The sequence below is a fragment of the Olavius algarvensis spirochete endosymbiont genome, from assembly GCA_900608495.1.
GTDB lineage: Bacteria > Spirochaetota > Spirochaetia > DSM-2461 > DSM-2461 > UBA2779.
The window spans coordinates 1-20362 of sequence record UWYT01000325.1 but is presented as its reverse complement, the minus strand read 5'-3'; the positions used below and the strand labels follow the sequence as shown (position 1 = coordinate 20362).

Annotated in this window: 15 protein-coding genes and 1 pseudogene; 4 read left to right on the top strand and 12 right to left on the bottom strand. The window is 46.0% G+C overall.

The window, feature by feature from the left end; translation table 11 throughout:
- Positions 1–59 precede the first annotated feature (59 nt).
- On the bottom strand, positions 60–1565 hold the full coding sequence (gene gltX, locus S1OALGB6SA_RS09560) for a glutamate--tRNA ligase (protein WP_037562776.1): 1506 nt from the start codon (positions 1563–1565) through the stop codon (positions 60–62).
- 31 nt (positions 1566–1596) lie between these two features.
- The gene (locus S1OALGB6SA_RS09555; protein WP_037562778.1) at positions 1597–2409 is read right to left on the bottom strand and encodes a hypothetical protein; all 813 of its coding nucleotides are present in this window, start codon (positions 2407–2409) and stop codon (positions 1597–1599) included.
- Between the two features lie 94 nt (positions 2410–2503).
- Between S1OALGB6SA_RS09555 and S1OALGB6SA_RS09550 the strand changes: the two genes are divergently transcribed.
- The gene (locus tag S1OALGB6SA_RS09550) at positions 2504–3730 is read left to right on the top strand and encodes an HD-GYP domain-containing protein (protein WP_037562780.1); all 1227 of its coding nucleotides are present in this window, start codon (positions 2504–2506) and stop codon (positions 3728–3730) included.
- A 66-nt stretch (positions 3731–3796) separates the two neighbouring features.
- Here the strand turns inward: S1OALGB6SA_RS09550 and S1OALGB6SA_RS09545 are convergent, their stop codons facing one another.
- The 9 genes and pseudogenes from S1OALGB6SA_RS09545 to prfB all read right to left on the bottom strand — a co-directional run bounded on the left by S1OALGB6SA_RS09545 (position 3797) and on the right by prfB (position 16827).
- The gene (locus S1OALGB6SA_RS09545; protein WP_230204535.1) at positions 3797–6604 is read right to left on the bottom strand and encodes a tetratricopeptide repeat protein; all 2808 of its coding nucleotides are present in this window, start codon (positions 6602–6604) and stop codon (positions 3797–3799) included.
- A gap of 19 nt (positions 6605–6623) precedes the next feature.
- Positions 6624–9209, bottom strand: coding sequence for an ATP-dependent Clp protease ATP-binding subunit (locus S1OALGB6SA_RS09540; RefSeq protein WP_077067580.1), 2586 nt, complete (start codon positions 9207–9209; stop codon positions 6624–6626).
- Between the two features lie 194 nt (positions 9210–9403).
- Positions 9404–10660: an ABC transporter permease gene (locus tag S1OALGB6SA_RS09535; RefSeq protein ID WP_037562782.1), complete on the bottom strand. Its 1257-nt coding sequence runs from the start codon at positions 10658–10660 to the stop codon at positions 9404–9406.
- Entirely contained in the window at positions 10657–11337 is a 681-nt protein-coding gene (locus S1OALGB6SA_RS09530) for an ABC transporter ATP-binding protein (protein ID WP_037562784.1), read from the bottom strand. Before S1OALGB6SA_RS09530 ends, S1OALGB6SA_RS09535 begins: the two co-directional genes overlap by 4 nt.
- Entirely contained in the window at positions 11330–12598 is a 1269-nt protein-coding gene (locus tag S1OALGB6SA_RS09525; RefSeq protein WP_124033324.1) for an ABC transporter permease, read from the bottom strand. Before S1OALGB6SA_RS09525 ends, S1OALGB6SA_RS09530 begins: the two co-directional genes overlap by 8 nt.
- Positions 12595–13578, bottom strand: coding sequence for a hypothetical protein (locus S1OALGB6SA_RS09520; RefSeq protein ID WP_124033323.1), 984 nt, complete (start codon positions 13576–13578; stop codon positions 12595–12597). Before S1OALGB6SA_RS09520 ends, S1OALGB6SA_RS09525 begins: the two co-directional genes overlap by 4 nt.
- A gap of 80 nt (positions 13579–13658) precedes the next feature.
- Positions 13659–13775: pseudogene (locus tag S1OALGB6SA_RS11000) on the bottom strand (signal recognition particle-docking protein FtsY); the annotation flags it as partial.
- 536 nt (positions 13776–14311) lie between these two features.
- Positions 14312–15727, bottom strand: coding sequence for a carboxypeptidase regulatory-like domain-containing protein (locus S1OALGB6SA_RS09510; protein ID WP_037562788.1), 1416 nt, complete (start codon positions 15725–15727; stop codon positions 14312–14314).
- Positions 15717–16827 (bottom strand): peptide chain release factor 2 gene (gene prfB / locus S1OALGB6SA_RS09505; RefSeq protein ID WP_200881697.1). Its coding sequence is split into 2 segments (ribosomal slippage): positions 15717–16766 and positions 16768–16827, totalling 1110 coding nucleotides; the frame shifts between segments, so codons are not numbered across the junction. Before prfB ends, S1OALGB6SA_RS09510 begins: the two co-directional genes overlap by 11 nt.
- A gap of 1337 nt (positions 16828–18164) precedes the next feature.
- Here prfB and S1OALGB6SA_RS09500 point away from each other — a divergent pair.
- The 3 genes from S1OALGB6SA_RS09500 to S1OALGB6SA_RS10995 all read left to right on the top strand — a co-directional run bounded on the left by S1OALGB6SA_RS09500 (position 18165) and on the right by S1OALGB6SA_RS10995 (position 19655).
- Positions 18165–18536 carry a hypothetical protein gene (locus S1OALGB6SA_RS09500; protein ID WP_124033322.1) on the top strand — a complete coding sequence of 124 codons (372 nt, stop codon included), beginning with the start codon at positions 18165–18167 and terminating at the stop codon, positions 18534–18536.
- A gap of 791 nt (positions 18537–19327) precedes the next feature.
- Positions 19328–19450 (top strand): hypothetical protein, encoded by a 123-nt coding sequence (locus S1OALGB6SA_RS10815; RefSeq protein ID WP_306766998.1) that lies wholly within the window; start codon positions 19328–19330, stop codon positions 19448–19450.
- Between the two features lie 94 nt (positions 19451–19544).
- Positions 19545–19655, top strand: a complete 111-nt coding sequence (locus S1OALGB6SA_RS10995) for a phage tail assembly chaperone (RefSeq protein ID WP_124033342.1) — start codon at positions 19545–19547, stop codon at positions 19653–19655.
- Between the two features lie 301 nt (positions 19656–19956).
- Here S1OALGB6SA_RS10995 and S1OALGB6SA_RS09490 read toward each other — a convergent pair.
- Positions 19957–20362 (bottom strand): hypothetical protein (locus S1OALGB6SA_RS09490; RefSeq protein ID WP_230204533.1); only part of this gene is annotated, 406 nt, incomplete at its 5' end.

Below are 20362 nucleotides of genomic sequence, written 5' to 3'. Positions count from 1 at the left end.
GAGGTTTTCCTTCAAGTGTCAGTAACGTAGCACTTGGCAGTGCTAAAATACAAGCAACTTCATCCATCTCTTACATCTTCCAAGGTGAGAATTAGCCGTCTTATTCTTCTAAGCGACTCGCTCAAGCCAAGTAGACGAATAACAGGAATCAGTGGAGGACTAATCGAACTCGCGGTAAGTGCAATCCGAAGCAGACCAAACACCACGCCGATCTTCCAATTCCTTGATGCCGCCATATCACGAAACTCATGCTCTATAGCCTCATCCCACTTCGTACAAGTTACACCAATGCCAGGCGGTTTGGGCGCCGAACTTAGTAAATCAACGGCAGAGGTTAGTACATCCAAAGCACCATGCACATCCATTCCCTTTGGCACCGCTTCCTCAGCACTAACGCAACCAGGATCAAGAAATAGAAAGCGGATTAAAGAAGTTATGTCATTCAACCGCTTCAGGCGTTCGGTGACAATTGGCATAAAACCATCAATGATATTCAACTGATTGGCAGTGGGTGGGTTCTGAACAAGCCCATCGGCAACTAGAACTGGAATAAGCTGAGATTTAAGGAAATCTGAACTCATTGATCGAATATAATATCCGTTGAACCAATCCAGTTTCCGATAATCAAAAACCGCTGGAGATTTATTGATTTTTTCAAGGCTAAATAGTTCGCAAAGCTCATCCATGGTGAACAACTCTCTTGAATCATCGTAGCTCCAACCCAAGAGCGAAATAAAATTGATCAAGGCTTTGGAAAGATAGCCAGCCTTGCGAAAATCTCTCAAAGCCATCGATCCATGGCGTTTGGATAGCTTCTGACCGTCTTTACTCATCACCATCGGCAGATGGCAATAAATTGGAGGCGTCCAACCGAAGGCCCGATAGATGTTGATATGAAGCGGCCCCGAAGGAATCCATTCTTGGGCGCGGAGAACGTGCGTGATTCCCATCTCATGATCGTCAATTACATTCGCAAGATGATAAGTGGGAAAACCGTCAGATTTCATTATCACAGGATCGGGGCTGATATCCCTGTTCTTTTTGTTTATTTCTCCCAACAAGAAATCATTGAATACGGTTCTGCCCTCCGTGGGCATTTTTAAACGGATAACGTATTTTTCACCCAGATTGATTCGTGATTTAGCCTCATCGATAGAGATATTTCGGCAATGCCGATCGTAACCGATATTTTTCTTAGCCAACTTCTGTTCATCTCTAATCAAGTCAAGACGCTCGGTACTGCAAAAACAATGATAAGCATTGCCTGAGTTAAGCAAGCTTCCGGTTAGTTCAGCATAAATCAATTTTCGCTCGGACTGTACATAGGGTCCACAAGCTCCATCTTTGCCAGGCCCTTCGTCATAATGGATATTTAGCCATTCAAGAGAACTGAATAAATCCTCGAGAGCCTCAGGATTGAAGCGAGTTCGATCGGTATCCTCAACCCTAAGAATAAAACTGCCCTTATTAGCCTTGGCAAAAAAGTAATTGAACAAGGCCGTTCGTATGCCGCCGATGTGCTGCATCCCTGTCGGAGAAGGCGCGTAACGGACTCGAACGCTCATAATATCATCTCTCAAAACTGTTCAAAAAACGCTAGCTCGCTAGCAAATCTGATTTCACTCTATCTACCTGAGAAGACAAGACAAGTGAAATCAGATAATTTTCCCTCGATTTCCGTAGCATTTTATCCCCCCTGGATTCGTTTAGCAGATTTTTCAATTCCACCCTGGATTTAGCTAGCACATCGAGCTCTGCGTCAGATAGATATCGCGAACGTTGTTTCAAAATCTCCCACGAAAGCAATCGCAGCGAGATATCCCGACTACCAAGAAGTCTCATAAGCTGGTCTATTTTCCCCCTCCCCAGAGTTGCGGCTCGACACCAGATGGCCCAATCTCGTTGTTTTGTTTTAGGATCGTCAGCCAGTGGTCCATAATACCTCGCGATTGCCTCCCGGTCTTGTTCCAGAAGTATCGGAATGCCCAGGGCAACTCCCAAAGATCTTCGAAGCTTTGGCCGTTTCTGTCGAATCTCAACCTCCAACTTCTTAATCGCATCGAGTTTTGAAACAGAAAGCGCAGTACTGATGAGAAGACTCGAATATACTCGATTCAACCTCCGCTTCACGTGTAAACGATTCTCCAGCCAAGCTAGAAGGCCTGGCCAGTTCTCGGCCTCGAGCAGAGAAAGAAGTCTCCAATTCTGAATGAAATAAAAGTCTAAAATCCCAACACTCAACACAAGGAGAATAATCCATACATTGCCCACAGCGACTATTTCGCTTCGATTTGGAATAAAAGAAGATACGATGAGAACAAAAAACAAGAGAAGGATCATCAGTACATTGAACAGAAGGAAAATCGCTCTAAGTTTCACCTCCCCATCCTCACTTAAAAAAACTACCACCCTTTTTAATCATCCAGGTTTACCTTTATAATTGGCGAAAGTCTAAAAACTAGATCTAAATCACTGAAAAGATCATCAGAAGGAGATACCCAGAATGAGAAGCATATCAATAACCAACCTCAAAGCCAACACCTACTACAGCGAACCTCTGTGGATCGACGAGAGGTTTATGCTTCTTCCGGCTGACTCGCCGGTAACAGAGGGGCTAATTGAAAATTTAAAAAAGTGGGGGTATAAAAGCATACTAAGCCATGGAATTCTCCGTCCAACGCCCTCTGGAAACATCGACATCGAACTAAACAACAAAACAGAAGAATCCGAAGCCCGTCGCGTCATCCTCGACTTCCTCTTCAGCTTCACAAAATTTATTCGAAAAACCTACGAAATGTTCGATAGCAATGGATATCTCAATCTAGACTCCATAACAGAACAAGTTAAATCGACCATTTTAATGCTAAAAAGCTACCGCGCCTTCATCCTCCGTGACTTCACTCTCCATGCTTTGAACCCTCGATTGCTCAACCTGGAAGCAGAGGAAACCAATTACCTCTACACCCACTCGGCCCGAACAACCATAATCACCCTCACCATCGGCAGTAATCTCAAGCTAACCAACTTCCGTCTAATCGAACTTGGCATCGCGGCCATACTCCACGAAGTTGGAATGATGAAAATGCCAAGCAGCATAGTCAACAAAACTGGTGGCCTCACTGAAAGAGAGAAAAAAATCATAAGCACCCACCCGCTTATTGGTTTGAAAATGCTTCAAAACTACTCACATAAACACTCCAATCCAATCGCCCAGGAGATACTCCATGCAATCTCCCAGCATCATGAACGCCTCAACGGATCAGGCTATCCCCAAGGCATCAGGGGCGAGTCCACCACCCCGTTCGCCAAAATACTTGCTGTCGCTTGTTCATACGATGCTCAGATATCCAACCGTCCCTTCCGTGAAAGTGGCGAGGCTCATACAGTTATTCTAAAAATGCTGAAAGAGACACATAGCCTCTACGACGAAGGTGTTATAACAGCCCTGCTCAATTCAATTTCAGTCTTTGCACTCGGAAGCTACGTTCAATTAAAAAACGCTTCTATTGGAATCATAATCGATATCGGCGACAACCCAAAATACCCCATAATAAAACTCTGTCTGGACGAAAATCTTCAACCCTACAGTGAACAATCCATAATCAGAACTAGCGAAAAGGAAACTAAGTTCATAATCAGCCGAGTACTCGGCAAGCGCGAGATTCAAAAACTAATCGCCCGCAAACTCCTTCCGGAATCACCTCTAAACAAAGCCGGCATAGAACCTTAACTTGACACTTTGTCGAACGCGATTTCCCGATATTGTTCGAGAACTTATGAACCGAAGTGATTTCCACTACCGAGCAATGCTCTCGCGAATCTTATCTGCCTCTTCAAGCCTTCCCACCTCGCGAAAAAGTTTCTCTGCCTCCCTTAATGCATTATTCACCAAATCTTGCTGATTTGGAAAAAGATAGAGTATCGCCATATAAGCCTCGGCAGCCTCATCTAGATTCCCCTCCGCAAAATAACTTCGAGCTAGGCCCTCTTGCGCTTCGGCTCCAATCCTACCTGGAATATCCCGAACCAGCACCTCATATATTTCTCTGGAACGATCAGTTCCCCCCTCTCTCAGATATGAATGAGCTATCAGCAATAAAGATTCTGAACGGTCTGCTTGCGGAAGCGACTCATCTTTGGCAATAGTCTCCAAAAGCACAGTGGAATCGGGTGGAACCAATCTAGCCCAAGCAAGAATAATCGGAGCGCTAAGTTTCAGATTATTGCCCAGGCTGTCTATAATTTTATTTTTCGCATCGACGGCAAGGCTTGAATTACCGCTGTTTCTAAGCATTTGAGCCCAGGAGCGAATAGCCGCGGATGTGCTGGGGTTTTCGAGGTGGTTTATTACCCAGGCACCGTAGCGTTTGGATGCATCTACCACATCACCATTCTCCTTGGCCGCCAGGGCAGCTCGAAGCTCCGCTCGAATGGCCGTTTCCGTACCCGGATATTGCACTCGAGTGCGATCATACCAGCGAATTGCCTCGATAAATCGCCCGTCTCGCATGGCATTTTCGCCCATCCTGAACGGCAAATCCGCCATCAAATTGCTATTGGGGAATTCCTCGCTCATCATCCTGGCAGTTCTATTGGCCTCTTCAATTCGATTCAGATTCAACAAGGCCCAGGCTTTCTGATATAAGGCCTCCTCCCGCCATTGCTGCTCTCCAATAAGCAAAGCACTATCATATGAAACCAGCGCCTCTTCCCATTTTCTCCCCGATGCCAAACTCATGCCAACTCGGAACTGCGCCTTAGCCTTCTGTCTGGCGTCAAGCGCCGACTTTGCCGCATCTTCAAATGCCTTCGCCGCGTTATCCCATTCAAACTGACGAAACCAAGTCCATCCGGTTTCATAAAGCGCATCAAATAAGAACTCACCGCTGGCATGGCGAATCGCGCTCTGATATGCCTTTCTCGCTTCTACATATCTTCCCTCGTCGTAGTGGACTTTTCCAAGATGATAGGCCGATTCAACACTCCAGGATCCTTCAGGATTAGATTTTACAATCGAATTCAGCAATGCTATCGCTTCCGCATTCATACCGCCATTTAGATACGCAACAGCCGCTGAATAAACAGCTCTGCGTCCTGCCTCTCCTCCCTTAATCCCGCCACTCGCCTCAATCGCCCGGGCGTAATAGTCAGCAGCGCGAATATATTCCTTGCGCTCCGAATAAATAAATCCGATGCGAGAATTTGCCTCAATAGCCACGGGCGACTTACTGTGGTTTTTCACTATAATTCCATAGTCGCGCAGAGCCGCGCTGGAATCTCCCATACTCAGGGCGAGTTCACCTCGCAAAAAGAGATAGGAAGGAAGCTCGGCGCTCTTGGGATAATCATGGATTAACGTTTCAATCATGGTTTCGGCGCGGCCCGGCATACCTCCTTTGCGATAGGAGGCAAAGGCCAGGCGAAGAGCTTCCTCGCGCCTTTCATCCTCTGGATTTTGGTTTGCGAAACTCTCCAACAGTTTTGCGCCACGCTCATCCTGATTAGAAACAAGAATGTTTCCGGCAAGAAACGCAGCATCGGCAGCTATCCTCTTATCGGGCCCGATAGTCGCCTTTTCAAGATACGGAACGGCCTGAATTGTTTCCTCGGTTCCCAACCAGGTTTGAGCCAAGTTGAAGGCAACAATCTGCTCCTCATCCTCGTTTCCAGGAGTTATGGACAAGTACGCAGTTTGCGCGTCTTCAATGCGGCCCATGCGCAAGTATATGGCCGTTCTAATTCTAAGAACCGTTTCGGCCTCCTCATCGATACCCGATTTAAATTTTCTATCCCACATATCAAGATAGTGTAAGGCCTCCTCGTTCAGCCGCGCATCGTAAGCCAGACGAGCCGCTTCCAGTAATGCAAAAGACATGTAGGGTGATTCTTCATCGGTCATTATATAGTCGCGATAGGACTTCAATGCCTTTTCTCTCTCCCCCATTTTCTTCCACGCTTCGGCAATCCAGTAACTGCTCTGTGGCGTTAAGGGGAATTCCGGATACTCGGAAACCAATCTGCCAAACGCGTCGATGGCATCTTCGGATCTGCCATCCAGAAGTTGAACCTGCCCCAGACGGAAAATAGTTCTTGCCACCAAATCCTCAGACTCACTCCTATCCATTAATCTCAAATACACTGCCTCCGCGCCCTTCCAATCTTCCAGATTTTCCAGAGATGCCCCTAAATAGAACATTGACTGCTCCAAATAAGCACTCTCGTCGCTGAATTCAATTTGGCGTTCGAAAGATACGAGAGCCCCTGTCCAATCCTCCAATGCGTAGCGGGACAGGCCGTCCCAGTAGCTAACGCGCTTAAGCCATTGCGATTTGGGATATCTCTTGTCGAAGCCACTTAGAGCTTTAAGGCAACGTTGAAAATCCTTCGCCTTGTAGTAGGCAACAGCACCAAAATAGGTAGCGGAATCAGCACGTGGATCTTCCGGATACTCACGTATAAACTGCGCAAAATGCGATGAAGCGGTTTTCCACAGGCTTGCTGCAAATGCCTTGTAACCTTGAATGTAGAGCTGATCGGATGAAAGTCCAAAAACTGCATTGCATACCAACAAGAACACGAAACTAAGCTTTCTACACGCCCTCACTGTTTTCAATGGCATATCACTATTTATCTAGTATTTTCTCTTGGTTCCCTCGTTCTTCCGAGTGTATATCGGGAAGCAAACACTCGTTAAGTTCAGCTTTCACAAGAGAGCTGGGTGTTTTTTGGGTGCTTAGGCTTCCCCGACTTTTACGTCTGAAACTTATTCTACCTGAACGCACTTCGACGCGAACCGTATCCCCAGCCTTGAATCGGCCTTGCAGAATAGCAGTAGATAGAGGGTCTTCTATTTCTTTTTGGATGGTACGCCTTAGCGGCCGGGCGCCATAAATCACATCATAGCCCATTTGCACCAAGGATTTTCGAGCTTTTTCGTTCACTTCCAACCCTATTGATAAATCAGATAATCGTTCTTCAACTTCCTTCAGCATTATGTCCACAATTTTCATAATGTGTTCGTATTCAAGATTGTGAAAAACAACAATCTCATCAATCCGATTAAGGAATTCGGGGCGGAAATTCTTTTTCAGGTCCGCGAGTGCTGTGCTTTTGATATCGGCATGCGCCATAGCACCTTTGCCAATTTGGAAACCCAAACCTCCGCGATTGATTTCCCTCGCACCCGCGTTAGAGGTTAATATCAAGACTGAATTTCTAAAAGAAACCTTGTGGCCGAAATTGTCATATAACTCGCCTTCTTCCAGTACTTGCAACAGTAAATTAAAAACATCCGAATGAGCTTTTTCAATTTCATCAAATAACACCACTGAATAGGGTCTCTTCCGTATTTTTTCGGTTAGAAGTCCACCTTCCTCATAACCAACATAGCCAGGCGGTGCGCCGATTAATCGCGAGGCATTGTGTTTTTCCATGAAATCGGACATATCCATCCGGATAAGCGCCTCGGTATCACCAAAAAGGTACTTGGCAAGAGTTTTTGCGAGGAGGGTTTTACCCACTCCCGTTGGTCCAAGAAAGACAAACGAACCTAAGGGTCGAGAAGGAGAATTCAACCCAGTCCTCGAACGGCGCACTGCAGCCGCGACTGATGCAATGGCCTCATCCTGACCTATCACCTTGGAGTGCAATTCATTCTCTATTTGGAGTAACTTGTCCGATTCGCTCCTGATGATGCGTACCATGGGTATGCCTGTATTCTCCGAAACTATAGCCTGGATATCTTCGGTACCTATCAGGTTTTTCTCTTCCTTGAGCATTTTCTCCCACTGTGATTTTAGTTCGTCCATTTCATTGCGCATCTCACGAATCTTATCGCGAATCCTGGCGGCATTTTCATAATCCTGAGAGTTAACAAAAGAAATCTTTTCTTCAGTCAATACTCGAGTCTTGTTTTCAAGTTCGTTAATTGCCTCAGGTCGACTGGTGTTCAGCATTCGCTTGCTGGAACCGGCCTCGTCTATAAGGTCAATGGCCTTGTCTGGAAGATGGCGATCGGTTACGTAACGATCAGCAAGCTCGGCGGCAGATTTCAAGGCTTCATCGATATAGGTAACATTGTGGTGAACTTCATAACGACTTCTTATTCCAAGTAGAATCTGATAAGTTTCCTCGATACTCGGTTCATCGATGATCACAGATTGAAATCGACGCTCAAGGGCTGCGTCCTTCTCAATATACTTCTTGTACTCGTTCATAGTCGTAGCCCCTATGCATTGAAGTTCTCCCCTGCTAAGGGCCGGCTTCAGCATATTCGACGCGTCGATAGCTCCCTCGGCGCCGCCGGCCCCGATAATGGTATGTAACTCATCGATGAATAGGATAGTATTACCAGCCTTATCAATCTCCTTTAACACTTTTTTGAGCCTCTCTTCAAATTCACCCCTGTACTTTGTTCCCGCAACCAAGGCTGCCAAATCAAGTCCGACAAGCCGTTTACCCGCAAAAATATCCGGGGCGATACCATTAACTATTTTCTGCGCCAATCCCTCTACTACAGCCGTTTTGCCCACACCTGGTTCACCAATCAGAACCGGATTATTCTTTGTTCGGCGAGCAAGGATTCTCATTACTCGAGCAATCTCTCGCTCGCGCCCCACCACGGGATCAAGTTGTTCTTTCCGCGCCATTGCGGTTAAATCTCTCGAAAACTCATCAAGCATGCTTGTGGAAGCTTTAGCCCCGTTCATTGTCTCTTTTTTAGAAACCCCCGGTTTCTCGAGTTTTCGCTGGAGTCCTCTTAAACTGTCTAACTCACCGCTAATCTCGTAGACAACGCCGCGAAGAATATCCACTGTAATTCTATATAAGGAAAGATAAGCGCTGGTTGCGCTGCTGGGTTCGCCGGCTGCCGCAAGTAGAAAGTGTTCGGTACCGATGTATTCATGATTTAGAGTGATTGCCTCGTTAGCCGCGTTTTCAAGCAAATTTTTCACTCGATTCGAAGGTGGAATTTCATCGATATTCGCCTTTTTGTCATTTATCGGAAGCTCCTTCTCAATCCCCAACGACATTTCAGCAGTATTGATTCCTAGACGTTGGAGACATCTGAAAGCTACTCCGTTTCTTTCGCGAAGAATGGCAAGTACAATATGTTCGTTCGATAGCCTACTTGCGTTAAAACGCTTTGCCTCTTCCTTGGCAAGAACTGTCAGAATTCGCTGAGCTCGTTGAGTTAAACCCTTTATCATCCCCATTCTCCTAACATAACACTAAGAATAGTGGATTTTTGCCTTTTTTGCCATCACTCTCAAAAAACTGTCTTGTTAAAACAGCCTAAATACCCCATATAGTATCGACCACAATTGTCTACATGGCAAAAATGAGTGCCAAGTGGAAAATTCCAATTATCGGAATTGTCTCAACCCTCAGGTTCGTTTGAAAACTAATGCTTTCTAAGAACATCCAGGGGCTTCAGTTTAGCAGCTCTGAAAGCCGGCATTGCACTGGCGCCGAGTGAAAGTAAAAAAGTCACAAATCCAATCAATACAGTTGACTCCCAACGAATTTGAATTGGTATATGCTGAAGATAATACCCTTCCGTCAGGAGTTCCAGTTCCGTAACTCCCGTAGTGAACACTCCCAGCAATCCTTCGATTCCAGCTATTATCTCATTGATGAACCTGGCCACCAGGAGACCGCATCCGATACCGACCAGAATCCCAAGCGCCGAAGCTATAGCTCCAGCGAAAATGAAGATTCCAGTTGTTTTGGAGGGGGAACATCCGGCGCATTTCAGAATACCAATTTCTCTCTGCCGTTCCAAGGCTAGCATCATCAAAGATGATGTAACGTTGAATACTGCAACCAATACTATTAGCGTCATAATAAGCAGCAAGATACGCCTTGTTGTCTCCAGATTACTAAGCAGATAGTCATTGAGTTCTCTCCAGTTATACACATTCCACTTACCGGGAAGAGAGGGAGGCATGATATCCAAATCCCCATTTGAACTCTGGAACTTGCCGCCAATGAAAGTCAAGGAATTCTCCGAGGATAGAATCGACCAACCCGTTTCCAGCGGTATGAAAGCCCAAGTCCTGTCAAGATCCTGATAACCACTGGAAAACACGCCCCGCACAATGAATCTACTTACCCTGGGAACATAGCTTCCGCCGAATACTCTTCGAACTGTGAGGACTCGGACTTCGTCACCCACATCCGCCCCAAGTTTTCTCGAGGACTCACGCCCAAGCAGTATTGAGTCCAATGTTGATAAATCCCATAACCCTGAATCAAACTCTATAAATGATGCAAAAGCCCTGTCCCTTTCGGCCAAATCTGAAGGGAGAGAGCGAAGAGTCAATCCCTCTCGAGAGCCACCTGCTCTGGCTAAACCAAAGCCCTGTCTTTCGATCCAGGCATCTGATACTGTGTCGATAGTTAGGGTTTCCTCCACAGCCCTTCTCCATTCATCACGTTCACCCTCACCCCAATAATGTATCTGAAAATGAAAGGTTGATGTTTCACGGTATCGGGCGACAATGCTTTCAATCATCGCATCAACAACATGATCGACGGTAATAAGAGGAATAAGAGACAAGGCAATCCCCAAGGAGGCTCCAATTAACGGATGCCCATGACCACGCTCTCGGTGCTGTCGAAAAAAAAACCGTTTGGCGACAAATACGGGGCCACTCATATCTGAACCAGTCGTCCCTCACTCAAACGCAGGCAACGATCCGCCCTCGATGCCAGGTCTTGTGAATGAGTAACCAGTATCAACATCTTCCCAGATTCCGCTGTTTCTGAAAAAAGCAAATTTGAAACAATGCTTTTGTGATACTCGTCCAGATTGCCAGTGGGTTCATCCGCAAGCACCAGACTGGGATTATTGATTAAAGCTCTCGCGAGTGCAACTCTCTGTCGCTCTCCACCGGAAAGCTGTGCCGGAAAATGGGGAGCACGATCGCCCATTCTAACCCGTTCCAATAACACCTCTGCATCCTTTTTGGCTTCTCGATTCGCAATACCCGCCATAAGTGCGGGTAGCATAACATTTTCCAGAGCCGTAAAATCTTTTAGTAAGTAGTGAAACTGGAATACAAAACCCACTCCTTTGGATCGATAAGCAGTTAGTCCCTTTTCGTTTAGCTTATCCACTTCGTAGCCGCAAGCGCGTATAAATCCCGAATCCAACCTGTCCAGGCCGCCGATAAGATTTAAGAGAGTACTTTTCCCGCAGCCGGATGCCCCTACAACCGCAACGCTCTCCCCTATCGAAGCCCGCAGATTTGCATTTCTCAAAACCTTGATTTCCTCCGAACCCGAAAGGTAGGTTTTGTAAACACTTTCAACCCAAATTCCCTGCTCACTCACTTCGCAGCACCTCCGCCGGTTTCCTTGAAGCCGCTTGAGACGCCGCGCGAATCGCCGCGAGTAATGACATCAGTACTGCAGTAGAAAGTATAGTAAGCACATCCCGAATCATCACCTCAGAACTCTTGAAAAAAGCTCCCACTGTGGGTGGTGTAACACCTTCCAAGGCAAAAAAAGCCGAGAAGAAAAATGTAATTTGCTCAGCCGCGGATATGATGTGGTCGACGTTGGCGCCGATTAACACACCTAGAATGCTTCCGATGATTCCTCCAAAACCGCCGATAATCAGGCCCTGTCTCAAAAATATGTTTCTGATATCTTGCGGACTTGCACCCATTGCCTTGATGATGGAAATATCTTCAATTCTTTCGGTGGCCATACGTCGCAATGAATGATCGATGTTTACCGCAACGACAACGAAAATCAGTGTCAGCAAGAGAAGCATCAGCAACTTCTCAGTACGCAAGGCTCCAAAAAACGAGCGATTGCTATCGCGCCAAGAGCTAAGTGTCTCGCCATGTTCGCCCAGAGCAGTCTTCAGACTACTCATCACCACCCTATCCCGCTCAGGCCGCTTGAGTTTGATGCCAAGTTCGGGAATCGCATATCCAAACAATTTTTCAGCAGTCTCCAATGAGACAAAGGCCATCGATGCCTCATATTCTCTATAAGCACATTTAAATATTCCCCTAACTTCAAGCACAATCTCTCCAGGAGACATTCCCGCTTCGCCGAGATCTAGCGCAAGCACCTCGCCGCCGGGCATCAAGCCCAGTTTTCGCGCCAACCCTAAGCCGATTACAATCCCATTACCAGCTAAGTCGAAATCGCCAGCTACGATATCCATCAATTTCGCGAGAGCCAAATCATCTTCATACAAAGAATACGGCACACCTCGAATCAGTGAACCCGATGGATTTGAGCGTATCCCGGTAAGCATCGTCTGCCCCTCGCGAAATTCAACAGCCAGGAGTACTTCTTCGTTATTTGAAATCGTGTTTGCCACATCGAGCAGTTCCATGGATTCATAGTTAACCCCGGGTTTCGGCGACCAGCGCAAGTGATAGGAGCCAATCTCCAGAATGCTTCGAATATAACCCTGCTGAAGCCCATTCATCACGGCAAGCACCGTATTGAGTGTTGCTACGCCCACTCCTATCAGAGTGACCGAAAAAATAAACACCACTCGACCTCTACCGCCGTGACGACCGGTAAGAAATCTTCTGGATATCCAAAATCGCCAACCTGATAAGAGCGTCACAAATCTTCTTCTCGTTCACGAATGACTCCGTGATCGCCTATGAACTCCTCCTTGATTTTGCGGCCATCTTCCCAATGCACACGGACGAAGGGTTTCCCATTCCTATACAGAGTTTCAACTTTTTCGTTTGGATTTTTCCAAACAAGTTCCACGCTTATCACGCCATTGATTGTGGTAGTTTCTTCAATGATTCGATCACCCAACCAAACACTGTCCTTAATTTCAACTGCGCCGTTACCTCGTTCCTCCACTCGAACAAGGTTATCTCCTTCCCAAAAATAGTTGCGCAGCAATACTGGCGCGCCATTGTCCAGAATTTCCTCTTTCGTCATTCTGGCCTTGGAATCGTATTGTATGCGATGTTCCTTCGTATCCCTTATAATGAGCTCTTCCAAAAGATTTCCCGCTGAGTCACGAATCCATTTTGTCTCTCCAACTATTTCATCGGAGTCTATGATTCTCAGCGTGCTTCGTCTTCCATTTGAGTCCATGCTTGTTATACGCCAACTATCCTCAAAACCTTCCAAATGGCGTCTGTTCTCGTAATCGGTGGTTAAAACCATATCAGAAATCACATGGGGGATAGATTTCGTATCTTCACTAAAGTAAATAGCGCGCGGACTTCCATCGACATCATAGACATATACAGACTTGTTTAGCAGATTTCCCTGTGCATCAAACTCTTCGCTGTTAATAAGCTTCCCATTTTTCCGCATTAATACGCGGGATGATTGTTCCACGCCGTTTAGATACAGAGTTTGCGTTTCGGTATCATCAGCGTATTCAATCGACAAAGTCCAACCCTCGACAGCAAGTCCATCGGTGGGGGATTCCGGCATCCCGCTTGGAGAACTTTCATACCACTCTAATCCACCTATACTAGATGCCGGCACTGCAAACACAACTATTCCGCATAACTTCGTTAACGAAATTCGTAAACAGAAAATCGAGTTAAACACTGCAATTATTTTCTTGAACATAACTCATCAGCAAACAGTTCATCAAAATATGAGTTTGGATCGAATGCAACCAAATCATTCAATTTCTCTTCCTTTCCAAGTTATGCGAACGGAAGGTTCAAACCTTGACTAATCGCAGCTATCACGCCTCCCTTGGCCGAAGAATCATACTTTGTCATAATCACTGTGTCTATGCTGATTGCTTCGCAAAATATTTCGGACTGACGCGTCCCATTTTATCTGGTAACTGCGTTGATTGCCAGTATTTTTTGTACACATCGTCATTGCCGAGTTTTGTCTTGCAAATTCTATCGATTAGTTCTCTGAACTAGCCTTTTTTGTGCATTCGTTTCGCCGCGCAGGCTATTAAGAGTCTCTCGTGTCATACCGTGCCAGAAATCGACCCATGGCTTCGCTTCACACAGCCATCAACCAGATGTTTCACATCCCAATTTGAGATTCCACTCAATATCCCCTGGTTCGTCTGCCAGGCCCGCGGCTTTAAAGGCTCCAAAACCACCCTGCAATTTGTCCATCGTAGAACCTATTCGCAGATCCAACGTCCTCGAGCGAAGAGATCCATCAACTTCCTCCCCAGACTCGGCATGAGTTTCCTGTTTCTACTTTCCACCGATTTCTTGTACATACAGCGTTATAGCTTATTTGGTTGGGATGGTTTGTCCATTACTGAAAACAGATACCCAACTACTGCTCTTTCCAACACACATTTTTTCCGGAGCATAGGCAATCCGCATTAGTAGGGAAGGGATTCCACTGTTTTGAAGTATCGTGCAATCTTGATAAGGACATTGCTTAGCAGCACAACGTTTATGGTGATTGAACCCCACATGAAACCATAGGCATAGAGATACTGCTCATAGGCCCTGTGATAGTTTTCAGTCCCTGAACTGTATAAGACAGTTTCATTTGCATAATTTCTAGAGACGCCAATAAGGATTACAGTCGGAGCAAGCGAAAATGAAAACAACGCGATTGAGTTATAGAGTTTCTTCTTGGCATTGTCGAGTTCCTCCATTGGATCGGCAACAGCCAAATCAAGAGGAATGGTGAGGCTTCCCATGTCGGGATACAAGGGGATTATTCTCTTTTTGTACCCATCTTTCTCGACTGTTAAGACAAGGGTTTCGCTTGGGGCGTCTATCGCCACAGGAGTTTTCCCAATCCAAATATTGCCAAGTCTTAAATTTGCGCCTGTGGGTATAGTTCTAATCAGTATTTGGGGCGAGTCGGATTGCTCCAGCTCTATTTCTATAAATCTAGTTTCGTTAGCTCTCAGAGTATCGTTTATGATTTTCGGCTTATAACCAATGGCGGAGATTTCAAGTGAGAAATCACCGGGCAGTAAGCTGGAATCCGACCAATAACCAATGGCGCTTCCACTTCGGTTGACAGTGATAATGGCATCCGATGGCTCAGTTTGAACCGTTAGAGATGCCCATTGCCGCCCCAGTATAAGCTCCCTCAAACGCGCAGAAATTTCTTTGGATACCTTCACAAAATCTTCATCCGTGCTTGCTCCCTCCCAAACCACTGACTCCCCGGAACGTTCAAGAACGGAAACTCTAATCCCATAATAGTCACCCACCCTAGTTACAGTGCCAAATATCAGTATATCCAACTTGTTGGATTGGCGGTACATTCTTGGCGAGACAGTATTCATATCCCATAGCAATTCCTTATTTGGTGCCTCAGGAAACACTATGGGAATACTGTCAGGCATACTGATTTGACGAGGAGGATACGTGCGCCAATAAGAGAGTTCAGTATTTTTGGTCTGAATTTTCTTTTCAAGTTCATTCAAAGTAACAAGGCTGCGATTCAGATCGAACAATAAATCATCTCTACTTTGAAGGAGCTTTGAAAGTTCAAATAAAACCTCCGATTCCTTTATATCGAGGATTTCCCTCGCGATTAGGTTTTGCTCTGTTTTGCTGATTACGTGTTGTTTCAAGGTTGAAATCTCGTCATATACCAGACGCGGGATAAGAGTAGAGATTTCCTCCTCTCCATTTTCGATCTCGAATGAGCTTATGGCCACCCTCCAATCTTCCTGGGTAAACTGTGCTTCTCTCTTGCTGGCAGTCTCATCAGCGAACGCAAAGCTAGCTAGCAGAATTAGTGGGATTGAAAACCGAAACTCAAGCATCATCCGTTTTGCCTATTCGCCAACGAAGATAAGACTCGATAAAAGGATTCAAATTACCATCCATCACAGCCTGTACATTTCTGTTCTCGTGACGTGTTCTTAGGTCTTTCACCATTGTATAGGGGTGAAAAACATAAGATCTTATCTGATTGCCCCAGCCAATGTCCATTTTCTTTGCCGCACTTGAAGCCCGCTTTTCGTCTCGTTTTTGACGGTAGTACTCGTAGAGTCTCGATTTCAAAACCTTAATTGCAGTCGCACGATTTTTCAGTTGACTCCGTTCATTTTGGCACTGCGCTATAATACCTGTTTTCAGGTGCGTCATCCTCACCGCGCTGGAAGTTTTGTTCACATGCTGTCCTCCTGCACCGGAAGCCCTGTAGGTGTCCACCCTGATATCCTCACTCTTCACTTCAATTTCGATGTCATCCTCGAAAACAGGTGAAATATAAACAGAGGCGAAAGAAGTGTGTCGCCGCCTCGAAGAATCAAAAGGACTAATCCGAACCAAGCGGTGTATTCCGCCTTCGCCCTTTAAGAGTCCGTGAGCAAAATCGCCATCGATTTGAACATCTACTGACTTGATACCTCCATCAGCTTCTTGTATGTCCAGCATTGTCATTTTGAAACCCCGGTCAACAACCCAGCGTCCATACATACGGTAAAGCATGGCCGCCCAGTCGCAGGATTCGGTGCCTCCGGCACCAGCATGTATGGTAACGAATGCTGATGCTGAATCATTTTCTTCGCCTAGCAACTGCAAAGTTTTCAGTTTCTCATACGACTCATTTAGGCTGCCAATTGTCTCGCGAAGTTCGACTTCCATGCTCTCGTCTCCCGCTTCTTGGACCAAGGACAGGAGAGCCTGGGCATCTTCCTCTTGTCTTATCAGTTCCTCCCATGGCTCATATTTGTTCTTTATTTGCTTGATTTGCGCCATCGTTTTCTCAGCCTCATCATGGTTATCCCAGAATCCTGGCTGAGTGCTCGCAGTTTCAAGTTTTTGAACTTGATTCCTCAAGCTGGAGGAGTCAAAGCTCCCTCCAAATTTCAAGTATATCCTTCTTGAGGGATTTAAGTATCGGACCCCAATCACTAATCAATTCATCTTCCTCCTAAACTGAATTCCTTGTTTTTTCGTAAAGCCTGCACAATCTTTTGAAGGGAACACCCCACGAATAGGATGCTGAGAGCATCTAAAACAAAGTTCTCAGAATTATCCAGCTCCACCATGCTTGTTTCAAGTCAATATTGCTAAAACTCCGAAAAGCCGCTTGATTTACGCCTCAGCGCTTTCTCAAACAGGCGCTGTCTCACAGAATCAAAGGGGTCTCCTGAGGCTTTCGTCGAACTTAAGCGGCGTTATATCAAGAAGTTCCCCATTCCCTGGTGCTCTCTGCCGGCCAGCCAAGCTTGCATCTGGTGCAAGTATTGACGTGGAAACCTTATAAGGGAGTGTTAGCTGCAGGCCTCGATGAATTTAATTTTCTCGCGGCGGAGATGTTTCATCGGAATTACCGGCTCTCATCGACTTCCGCCTCAGTTTTTTTCGTCTATTACTCCTTCTCCACCTCGAAACCGCGCTAATCAAGGTTCGAAAAATCAACGCGAGGCCGAGAAAAAAAAGAGTCCAGACAAGGATTTGCTGCATACTTCTACTAGGAATAATGATCCTTTTTGCTTAAGTCAATACACTGTGTTCGACCCTGGAAACGAGAATATATAGCTCAAGGGGGCAGCAAGTTTTAAAAAATATTGTATCACAAGAATGGTTCCGGAGCATACATATATTGCAATAGAATTATAAACAAAGCGAATACATCCTTATATCTTGCCTTCCATCCTTGTCTATCCTTCATGAGAATGGCTACTGTGATTTCGGAAATTTACTAAATTGAGATTCTTGCCGCAATACTTACAAGAATGATTGGATCTGAATACGCATTGAAATGGACTGGGTGCCAGTGAAGTACGAAAGCTAAAGCAGCTTGAAGAAGAAAATCGCAAACTGAAACCAATGGCTTGAGCATCTGGGCCTGGGCAAACAGATGCTGCAGGATGTCCTTAAAAAAAAGGTTTGAAGACGAAGCAGAAGCGGATTCTCGTGGATCATTTGCGCGACTCTTACCAGGTCAGTGTCCGGCGAATCTGCCAAGTAGTGGGAATCAGCCGATCAACCTATTACTACCAATTCGCAACAATCGGGACGATACAGCACTGATTATACAGATGATAGGAAATCGTAGAGACCCGTGTTGGATATGGCTCACACACGCGCGCGCGTCTACACACTGCTTCGCCACCCGAAGACTACTACTACTCTCTGCGGAACAAGCACCTCAGGCGTCGAGTCAACCCTGAACATCGCTCACCGGAAAGAGAAGGCACTGAGTTAAACGAGGTGTGGGCATGAATTTAGACTTGGATGCGCTCTTCATGGATGCCGAATCGGGCCTTAACTGTAGTGGATACTTCTAGTCGAGAAGTCCTGACGATTAAGGTCGGGACAAAACTCACAGGACTTGATGTCATCGATACCCTGAAAGAAATCGAAAAGGAAAGAGGCTGCCAGATAAGGATTAAACAGATAAGGGAATTATCGAAAGATTCAACGGATCACTTCGGGATGATGCCTGAATGTGAATTGGTTCTTGTCCTTGGAAGATGCGTGTTGAGAAGATCGAATTGTGGCTCCAGAATTACAATCGATATAGGCCGCCGCAAAAGCCTTAATGACCAGACGCGACACGACTTTGCGCCACTCTGGAGAGGCGAGAAAATTCTACTGTTCGCCGGTCCAGAATTCGGGTGAAGGGCAGTAAACCCAGCCTCTTTGAGCCGATGAAGATATGCCTGGAGTAACGATAATCAATCCCATCCTCAGGTGGCGGTAAACCAGGAGTCGAAATGGATCACAGTACTGCCCCTGCTTCAATCCCTGACTCCTGCGACTAGTCTGTCCATCTCGCCTGGGAGTTATTCTCAGCCAGGTGAACACTGGGTTATTTTTGCCTAAGTTGAAGCTGGAAGGTGAGGATGGCTGCTGCAAATAATCCAGTGTTCTTTTAAGACCGGAGCCAGGGGATGGGCGGGATCTTGGGAAGCACAATTCGAAAACGATGGGGGTGTTCTTCAGAACTCCGGGTGGCCGGGCTTCCGCATTTGAATCGGGTATTCAGGAAGATGCAGTGGGAACGCGCACTCACGCATTTTTCGGACCGGTTTTCAATTCCGAAGGGGGTGGTAGAAATCGTGGAGTCTCGGGACCCCACACACAGCTTCAACTGGCCAACCGAACGTGGACGCTATGCTGCTGAAACCCGTCCTCGCAATAGAACCTTCCGCATCTGGGAAAGAACAGCTTGATGGAAACAAGAATGAATATGAAAGGAATTAGCTATGTATGCAGTAACAAGTAACAACGCTGTCACAAGAATCCTCATCCTGTGCAGAACAGGATAAGCCTGATAATTCGATTGAATATCCGGATGAAGCACAGATCCATGCAGGATGTGCCTCAGGTGCAAGACTGGCTGTAGCGGAGGCGGCAGCTAATCTCATAAGCGCAGGTGACAATCGGCGCTATGGGAGAACGGTAAATACTTGGTAAAGGGTGACTATATCAACACGCCGGCATGGGAGAAGTCCACGGGAAATCTTAGGAAACTGGCTCTCGGGGAAAGCCTGGATTCAACTCTCAATCACTTAAGATGCGCCAGACTCTGAGGCCGTGTGGCAGTCGAATGGATGGGTTGTTCCGAGCGCGGTGATAAGAAAACGAGCAAGATGAGAAGAGGGATGAACTGCTTATGAAGAGTGACTGCGCAATGCTGCCGGACTATCCGTCGACAACAGAACTGCATGGAAAACCTATCGTCAAACGCTGCGAGATGTGCCACAACAAACTGATTTTCCTGAAAACACCACCTGACCGACTTCACCGGCTGAAAGTCCTCTGGGGGGGAAAGGAATGACGGCTTCTAAAAACCGGTTTCTAACAGAACGAAAATACCAGGCAAATTGCGCCGATTTTAGTGGGTGATGCTCCCGTTTTTCTCATTTTGCGTGCAAAAAATTCCCATTTTGCGTGCAAAGTTACAATGAGCCTTATGGCCATGGATGGCCTAAGACGGGCCTGCCGGGGATGAAGAGCTTTGCATTTCAACTTGAGTAGTGAAACATCTGAGCTAGCAGTTCTCTAGCCATAAGGTTCTCTGGATGTAGACTTTTCGTTAATACCATCTTTGGTCAAAGATATCTGGACTCAATCCTAGAAGTTCATGAAATGTATCGAGAATTTTCTCACTCAATACCTTGTCACCGTATATACCTAAATAATAACTGGATATACCTACTGAACAAACTATGACATCATCGGAAATAACATCGATCAGCATTCTTACATCTTCATAATACTTTTTTCGATATTTTGACTTTCGTTCATGGTCAAACTTCCGAGCTGCAAAAATCAATCCCGACATTTTGTTAACGGCGGAATGTTTGACTATAAGGAGTTTGCAATCATGATAGTGTTCCCTCACAGCTTCTTCTGTTACAGGAGTGAGAGTCAATACGTTAGGTGCCATGAAGTATACGATCAAGGTTGTATCTCTTTTGCTAAGAATAGCTTTCAAAGTC

What these genes read in the sequence shown, in the direction of transcription:
- S1OALGB6SA_RS09540 (WP_077067580.1), bottom strand. Translation starts at nt 9,209, where the DNA reads ATGATAAAGGGTTTAACTCAACGAGCTCAGCGAATTCTGACAGTTCTT.
- S1OALGB6SA_RS09550 (WP_037562780.1), top strand. Translation starts at nt 2,504, where the DNA reads ATGAGAAGCATATCAATAACCAACCTCAAAGCCAACACCTACTACAGC.
- S1OALGB6SA_RS09500 (WP_124033322.1), top strand. Translation starts at nt 18,165, where the DNA reads ATGCCGAATCGGGCCTTAACTGTAGTGGATACTTCTAGTCGAGAAGTC.
- S1OALGB6SA_RS09510 (WP_037562788.1), bottom strand. Translation starts at nt 15,727, where the DNA reads ATGATGCTTGAGTTTCGGTTTTCAATCCCACTAATTCTGCTAGCTAGC.
- gltX (WP_037562776.1), bottom strand. Translation starts at nt 1,565, where the DNA reads ATGAGCGTTCGAGTCCGTTACGCGCCTTCTCCGACAGGGATGCAGCAC.
- S1OALGB6SA_RS09535 (WP_037562782.1), bottom strand. Translation starts at nt 10,660, where the DNA reads ATGAGTGGCCCCGTATTTGTCGCCAAACGGTTTTTTTTTCGACAGCAC.
- S1OALGB6SA_RS09520 (WP_124033323.1), bottom strand. Translation starts at nt 13,578, where the DNA reads ATGTTCAAGAAAATAATTGCAGTGTTTAACTCGATTTTCTGTTTACGA.